The organism is Streptomyces sp. NPDC059853 (assembly GCF_042731495.1).
Classification (GTDB): domain Bacteria; phylum Actinomycetota; class Actinomycetes; order Streptomycetales; family Streptomycetaceae; genus Streptomyces.
Genome location: NZ_JBHWJL010000258.1, coordinates 1 through 7,554 on the forward strand (window position 1 = coordinate 1; position 7,554 = coordinate 7,554).

The 7,554-nt window shown below is 71.7% G+C and carries 8 protein-coding genes; all 8 read left to right on the forward strand.

All coding sequences use genetic code 11. From position 1 onward, the window contains the following. Positions 1–1,266, forward strand: a 1,266-nt coding sequence (gene rho, locus ACFV5N_RS21875; RefSeq protein WP_385602418.1) for a transcription termination factor Rho, incomplete at its 5' end; no start/stop codon positions are given. A gap of 81 nt (positions 1,267–1,347) precedes the next feature. Continuing rightward, a complete protein-coding gene (locus tag ACFV5N_RS21880) occupies positions 1,348–2,442 on the forward strand; it encodes an LCP family protein (RefSeq protein WP_385602421.1) in 1,095 nt (364 codons plus the stop codon). Positions 2,443–2,564: 122 nt separating this feature from the next. Further along, positions 2,565–2,789 (forward strand): 50S ribosomal protein L31, encoded by a 225-nt coding sequence (rpmE, locus tag ACFV5N_RS21885; RefSeq protein WP_019435872.1) that lies wholly within the window; start codon positions 2,565–2,567, stop codon positions 2,787–2,789. A 135-nt stretch (positions 2,790–2,924) separates the two neighbouring features. Continuing rightward, complete coding sequence (prfA, locus tag ACFV5N_RS21890; RefSeq protein ID WP_019435873.1) at positions 2,925–3,995, forward strand: peptide chain release factor 1; 1,071 nt, start codon at positions 2,925–2,927, stop codon at positions 3,993–3,995. A gap of 16 nt (positions 3,996–4,011) precedes the next feature. Next, positions 4,012–4,905 carry a peptide chain release factor N(5)-glutamine methyltransferase gene (gene prmC / locus ACFV5N_RS21895; protein ID WP_385602425.1) on the forward strand — a complete coding sequence of 298 codons (894 nt, stop codon included), beginning with the start codon at positions 4,012–4,014 and terminating at the stop codon, positions 4,903–4,905. A 19-nt stretch (positions 4,906–4,924) separates the two neighbouring features. Then, positions 4,925–5,572 (forward strand): L-threonylcarbamoyladenylate synthase, encoded by a 648-nt coding sequence (locus tag ACFV5N_RS21900; protein WP_385602428.1) that lies wholly within the window; start codon positions 4,925–4,927, stop codon positions 5,570–5,572. Continuing rightward, positions 5,569–6,234, forward strand: a complete 666-nt coding sequence (locus tag ACFV5N_RS21905; RefSeq protein ID WP_385602431.1) for a protein-tyrosine-phosphatase — start codon at positions 5,569–5,571, stop codon at positions 6,232–6,234. The genes ACFV5N_RS21900 and ACFV5N_RS21905 overlap by 4 nt, the downstream gene beginning before the upstream one ends. A gap of 107 nt (positions 6,235–6,341) precedes the next feature. Beyond that, the coding region (locus ACFV5N_RS21910) for an MraY family glycosyltransferase (RefSeq protein ID WP_385602434.1) at positions 6,342–7,554 on the forward strand (1,213 nt) is incomplete at its 3' end.

The window sequence follows — 7,554 nt, forward strand, 5'->3', positions numbered from 1 at the left end:
TCCATCCGCGGTGACTACCACTCGGAGGGGGGGCGGCGCGGCCGCGGGGGCCGCTACCGCGACCGGCGCGGCCGCCGCGGCGGGCGTGAGGACTCCGGCTTCAACGAGCCGCAGGTCGCCGACGACGATGTGCTGATCCCTGTCGCGGGCATCCTCGACATCCTCGACAACTACGCCTTCGTGCGCACCTCCGGCTACCTGCCGGGCCCCAATGACGTGTACGTCTCGCTCGCCCAGGTCCGCAAGAACGGCCTGCGCAAGGGCGACCACGTCACCGGCGCGGTGCGCCAGCCCCGGGAGGGCGAGCGGCGCGAGAAGTTCAACGCGCTGGTGCGGCTCGACTCCGTCAACGGCATGGCGGCCGAACACGGCCGCGCCCGTGCGGAGTTCAACAAGCTCACCCCGCTCTACCCGCAGGAGCGGCTGCGGCTGGAGACCGAGCCCGGCCAGCTGATCACCCGGATCGTCGACCTGGTCTCGCCCATCGGCAAGGGCCAGCGTGGTCTGATCGTGGCCCCGCCGCGTACCGGCAAGACCACGATCATGCAGGCGGTGGCGAACGCCATCACCCGCAACAACCCCGAGTGCCATCTGATGGTCGTGCTCGTCGACGAGCGCCCCGAAGAGGTCACCGACATGCAGCGGGCCGTCAAGGGCGAGGTCATCTCCTCGACCTTCGACCGCCCCGCCGAGGACCACACCACCCTCGCCGAGCTGGCCATCGAGCGGGCCAAGCGGCTGGTGGAGCTCGGGCACGACGTGGTGGTGCTGCTCGACAACATCACCCGTCTGGGCCGCGCCTACAACCAGGCGGCGCCCGCCTCCGGCCGGATCCTGTCCGGTGGTGTCGACTCCGCGGCGCTCTACCCGCCGAAGAAGTTCTTCGGCGCGGCCCGCAACATCGAGGACGGCGGCTCGCTGACCATCCTGGCCACCGCGCTGGTGGAGACCGGCTCGCGGATGGACGAGGTGATCTTCGAGGAGTTCAAGGGCACCGGCAACATGGAGCTGAAGCTGGACCGGAAGCTCTCCGACAAGCGGATCTTCCCGGCGGTGGACGTGGACGCCTCCGGCACCCGCAAGGAGGAGATCCTGATGGGCAGCGACGAGCAGGCCATCGTCTGGAAGCTCCGCCGGGTGCTGCACGCCCTGGACTCGCAGGCGGCCGTGGAACTGCTGCTGGACAAGATGAAGCAGACCAAGTCCAACGCCGAGTTCCTGCTCCAGATCCAGAAGACCACCCCGACCCCGAACGGTCAGGACTGATCCGGATCCCGGACTCCGTGTGAGGGCCGCATCACCCGTTGTGGTGATGCGGCCCTCGCCGTATCGGGTGAAACTGGGGCAATGGCGGATGACACCGCGGGCGAGGCCCTGCCGCCGGGAGCCTCGGCGCTGGCCGCGCGCTCGCGCCGCAGGCGGCGCAGGCTGCGGGTGGCCGCACTCCTCACCGTCTCGGCGCTCACCGCGACCGCCGCGGCGGGGGTCGCGCTGTACGTGAAGTTCGACGGCAACATCGCCGGACTCGACATCGACTCGGCGCTGGGCGGCGACCGGCCCGAGGACGCCCCGCACGGCTCGCTGGACATCCTCGTCCTCGGCTCGGACTCCCGGGCCGGGGACAACGGCGTCTACGGCTCGGAGGCGGGCGCCCGCGCCGACACCGCGATGATCGTGCACATCAACGAGGAGCACGACGCCGCCACCGTGGTCTCCATCCCCCGTGACACCCTCGTCACCCGGCCCGCCTGCGAGCGGCCCGGCGGCGGCACGGCCCCGGAGGCGCCGCGCACCATGTACAACGAGGCGTACGAGGTCGGCGGGCCGGCCTGCGCCATCAAGACCACCGAGGCGCTGACCGGCATCCGGATGGACCACTACGTCGAGATCGACTTCAAGGGCTTCGAGCAGATCATCGACACCCTGGGCGGGGTCCGGATCACCACCCACGAGGACCTGCGCGACCCCGACAGCCATCTCGACCTCGCCGCGGGCACCCACACCCTGGACGGCGCCCAGGCCCTCGCCCTGGTCCGCACCCGGCACGCCATCGGCGACGGCAGCGACCTGGGGCGGATCCGGCTCCAGCACACGTTCGTGCGGGCGCTGGCCGAGCAGGTCGGCGACATCGGTCTGTTCACCAACCCCAAGAAGCTCTACGACCTGGCGAACGCCGCCACCTCCTCGCTCACCACCGACTCCGCGCTGGCCTCCGTCTCGGCGCTCACCGGCCTGGCGCGTACCCTCAAGAACATCGGTCCCGAACAACTGGACCTGGTGACCCTGCCGGTCGCCGGCGACGACCGGGACCCGAACCGGGTGGTGCCCCTCGGCCCCGAGAGCGAGCGGCTGTGGGACGCGCTGCGCGCCGACGAACCCGTCCCCGGCACCCTGAGCGACCGGCCGGACACCGGGCGGGTCGCCCCCGGCGGCGGGGAATAACGGCCCAGGGCCCCCTCGTTTTGGACGGAGCGGACAGTGCTGGCAGACTGAGCCGCCGGTTCCGGTTCACGGCACGCATCGGGCGTGCCGACCCGGCGCCCTCCGATCAGCAAGGAGAAACCATGAAGCGCGACATTCACCCGGAGTACGTCGAGACCCAGGTCAGCTGTACCTGCGGGGCCTCCTTCACCACCCGCAGCACCATGACCGAGGGCAGCATCCGCGCCGACGTCTGCTCCGAGTGCCACCCCTTCTACACCGGCAAGCAGAAGATCCTCGACACCGGTGGCCGGGTTGCCCGCTTCGAGGCGCGCTTCGGCAAGAACGCCGGGGCCGCGAAGAAGTAGCCCCACCCCGGGCGCCGGGCCCGGCCGACGTTCCCTCGCGGACGCGGCCGGACCGGCGCCTTTCCCGTCCCCGCTTTCCCGCTTTCCCGCTCTCCCCGCTGTCCCCGGGTCCCCACCTTTTCTCAGGAGCACACGATGTTCGAGGCGGTCGAGGAACTGATCGGCGAACACGCCGACCTCGAACGGCGGCTCGCCGACCCCGCGGTCCACGCCGACCAGGCCAGTGCCCGCAAGCTCAGCAAGCGCTACGCCGAGCTGACCCCGATCATCGCCGCCTACCACTCCTGGAAGAGTTACGGCGAGGACATCGAGACCGCCCGTGAACTGGCCCAGGAGGACCCCGAGTTCGCCACCGAGGTCAAGGAGCTGAGCGCCGCCCGCGAGGCCGTCACCGAACGGCTGCGGCTGCTGCTGGTGCCCCGCGACCCCAGCGACGACAAGGACGTCATCCTGGAGATCAAGGCCGGCGAGGGCGGCGACGAGTCCGCCCTGTTCGCCGGCGATCTGCTGCGGATGTATCTGCGCTACGCCGAGCGCGTCGGCTGGAAGACCGAGCTGATCGACGCCAACGAGTCCGACCTCGGCGGCTACAAGGACGTCTCGGTGGCCGTCAAGACGCGCGGCACCGCCGAGCCGGGCGCCGGTGTGTGGGCCCGCCTGAAGTACGAGGGCGGCGTGCACCGCGTCCAGCGGGTGCCCGCCACCGAGTCCCAGGGCCGCATCCACACCTCCGCCGCCGGCGTGCTCGTGCTGCCCGAGGCCGAGGACGTGGACGTGGAGATCAACCCCAACGACCTGCGCATCGACGTGTACCGCTCCTCGGGGCCCGGCGGCCAGTCCGTCAACACCACCGACTCCGCCGTGCGCATCACCCACCTCCCCACCGGCATCGTCGTCTCCTGCCAGAACGAGAAGAGCCAGCTCCAGAACAAGGACCAGGCGCTGCGCATCCTGCGCGCCCGGCTGCTGGCCGCCGCCCAGGAGGAGGCCGACCGGGAGGCGTCCGACGCCCGGCGCAGCCAGGTGCGCACCGTGGACCGCTCCGAGCGGGTCCGCACCTACAACTTCCCCGAGAACCGCATCTCCGACCACCGTGTGGGCTTCAAGGCGTACAACCTCGACCAGGTGCTCGACGGCGAACTCGACGCCGTCATCCAGGCCTGCGTCGATGCGGACTCCGCCGCCAAGCTCGCGGCGGCGCAGTGACCGTAGGGTGGAAGACGTGACGTCATCATCCGGGTCATCCGCCACCGGGCCGAGCTCCTACCCCCGTTCCCTGCTGCTCGCCGAGGTGGCCCGCGCCACCCAGCGGCTCGCCGACGCCGGGGTGCCCTCGCCACGCTTCGACGCCGAGGAACTGGCGGCGTACGTGCACGGCACCGAGCGGCCCCGGCTGCACACCGTCGCCGACGCCGACTTCGACGCCCGCTACTGGGAGGCGATCGCCCGCCGCGAGGCGCGCGAGCCGCTCCAGCACATCACCGGCCGGGCGTTCTTCCGCTACCTGGAACTCCAGGTGGGCCCCGGGGTGTTCGTGCCCCGGCCGGAGACCGAGTCGGTGGTCGGCTGGGCGATAGACGCGGTCCGCGCGATGGACGTCGCCGAGCCGCTGATCGTCGATCTGTGCACCGGCTCGGGCGCCATCGCGCTCGCGCTGGCCCAGGAGGTGCCGCGTTCGCGGGTGCACGCCGTGGAACTGGACGAGCGCGCCCTGGAGTACGCCCGCCGCAACGCCGAGGGCTCCCGGGTGGTGCTGCACCACGGGGACGCGCTCACCGCGCTGCCGCAGCTGGCCGGGCAGGTCGATCTGGTGATCTCCAACCCGCCCTACATCCCGCTCACCGAGTGGGAGCACGTGGCCCCCGAGGCCCGCGACCACGACCCGCAGCTGGCGCTGTTCTCCGGCGAGGACGGCCTGGACACCATCCGGGGTCTGGAGCGCGCCGCGCACCGGCTGCTGCGCCCCGGCGGGATCGTCGTCATCGAGCACGCGGACACCCAGGGCGGCCAGGTGCCGTGGATCTTCACCGAGGACCGCGGCTGGGCGGACGCGGCCGACCACCCCGATCTCAACAACCGGCCGCGGTTCGCCACCGCCCGCAGGGTCAACCGATGACCAAGGAGGACGTTCACTGATGGCACGGCGATACGACTGCACGGACGTGGTCGACCGCAAGCACGGGCTGCGGGAGGCGGCGTCCGCCGTGCGGCGCGGCGATCTCGTCGTCCTGCCGACCGACACGGTCTACGGGGTGGGCGCGGACGCGTTCAGTACCAGTGCCGTGGGCGCGCTGCTGGAGGCCAAGGGCCGTGGCCGGGGCATGCCGTCCCCGGTGCTGGTCGGCTCGCCGAACACGCTGCACGGCCTGGTCACCGATTTCTCCGAGCAGGCGTGGGAGCTGGTGGACGCCTTCTGGCCGGGCGCGCTCACCATCGTCGCCCGCCACCAGCCGTCCCTCACCTGGGACCTGGGCGAGACCCGGGGCACGGTGGCGGTACGGATGCCGCTGCACCCGGTCGCCCTCGAACTGCTCAAGGACTTCGGCCCGATGGCGGTCTCCTCCGCCAACCTCACCGGCCATCCGGCGCCGCAGGACTGCGACGCCGCCCAGCAGATGCTGGGCGACGCGATCGCGGTCTACCTGGACGGCGGCCCCACGCCCGACACCGTGCCCTCGTCGATCATCGATGTCACCCGGCCGGTTCCCCGGCTGCTGCGCGCCGGTGCGGTGAGCGAGGAGGAACTGCGCAAAGTCGTGCCCGACCTGGAGATCTCCCATTGACCGCGCTTGCGGACAGTGGCATACGGCAGCCGGAGCCGACCGAGCCGGCCGGCGGTCTCCGCCCGGTCTTCCGGATCCTGCATGTCAGTACGGGGAATGTGTGCCGCTCGCCGATCACCGAACGGCTCACCCGGCAGGCGCTCGACCAGCGCCTGGGCGGGTTCGGTGACGCCCTGGTGGTGGAGAGCGCCGGCACCTGGGGGCACGAGGGTGCCCCGATGGAGGAGCACGCGGCGCAGGTGCTGGCCGAGTACGGGGCGGACGCGGCCGGGTTCTTCGGCCGCGAGCTGCTGGACGAGCATGTGATCCGTGCCGACCTGGTGCTGACCGCCACCCGTGACCACCGGCAGCAGGTGATCGCGATGGGGCACTCGGCCGGGCTGCGCACGTTCACGCTGAAGGAGTTCACCCGCCTGGTGCGGGCCATCGACGTCTCCACGCTGCCCGCGGTGGGCTCGCCGGAGACGCTGGTCGAGCGGGCCCGCGCGCTGGCCAGCGCGGCGGCGGCGCTGCGCGGCTGGCTGCTGGCGCCGACCGCCGAGGCGGACGAGGTGCAGGATCCGTACGGGTCGCCGATCCCGTACTTCCGCAGCATCGGCGAGGAGATCAGGGCCGCGCTGGATCCGGTGGTGACCGCGCTGACCGGGGTTCCCGGCCCCTGACGCGGTGCGAAGGACGCGGGCCGGTCACAAGATCGCCCACAGAGGCCCTTGCGGGACGGCGGGGCCGGCGGGCATGAGAAGGTGTTGCGCCATGGACGGCGAGACTTCTGGGGCAGCCTGTGCGTGAATATCTCCTGACGCTCTGTGTCGCGGCGGCGGTCACGTATCTGCTGACCGGTCCGGTGCGGAAGTTCGCCATCGCGGCGGGCGCGGCCCCCGCGGTGCGGGCGCGTGACGTGCACCGGGAGCCGACCCCGCGGCTGGGCGGCATCGCGATGTTCGGGGGGCTGTGCGCGGGTCTGCTGGTGGCCTCCCAGCTGGCCAACACCTCGGAGGTGTTCCGGGTCTCGGACGAGCCCAGGGCGCTGTTGTCGGCGGCCGCGCTGATCTGGCTGCTGGGCGTCCTGGACGACAAGTGGGGCGTGGACGCCCTGGTGAAGCTGGGCCTGCAGATGATCGCGGCCGGGGTGATGGTGCTCCAGGGGCTCACCATCCTGTGGCTGCCGGTGCCGGGCGTCGGGGTGGTGGCGCTGACGCCGCTCCAGGGCACGCTGCTGACCGTGGCCATCGTGGTGGTGACCATCAACGCGGTGAACTTCGTGGACGGTCTGGACGGTCTCGCGGCGGGCATGGTGTGCATCGCGGCGGCGGCGTTCTTCCTGTACGCGTACCGGGTCTGGTACGGCTACGCGATCGAGTCGGCCGCCCCGGCCACGCTGTTCGCGGCGGTGCTGATGGGCATGTGTCTGGGCTTCCTGCCGCACAACATGCATCCGGCGCGGATCTTCATGGGCGACTCGGGTTCGATGCTGCTGGGGCTGATCCTGGCGGCGAGCGCGGTCTCCATCACCGGGCAGGTGGACCCGGACGCGATGAAGCTGTTCACGGGTTCGGTGCGCGGCGCGGTGCACGAGATGGTGCCGGTCTACATCCCGCTGCTGCTGCCGCTGACGATCATCGCGGTGCCGTTCGCGGATCTGGTGCTGGCGATCGTCCGCCGTACCTGGAACGGGCATTCGCCGTTCGCGGCGGACCGGGGGCATCTGCACCACCGGCTGCTGGAGATCGGGCACTCGCACCGGCGGGCCGTGCTGATCATGTACTTCTGGTCGGGGCTGATCGCCTTCGGCGTGGTCGGTTTCTCGGTGCAGGGCGTGGGGGCGTGGATCGTGCCGGGGGTGGTGGGGCTGAGCGCGATCGGTCTGGTCGTGCTGCTGCTGCCGCGGTTCCCGGTGCGTACCTCCGGCCGTGGCGGGGGCGGGGCCGCGACCCTACCCCCCACGGATCCCGGCACCGGGCCCGGCCCCCACCCCGCCACCG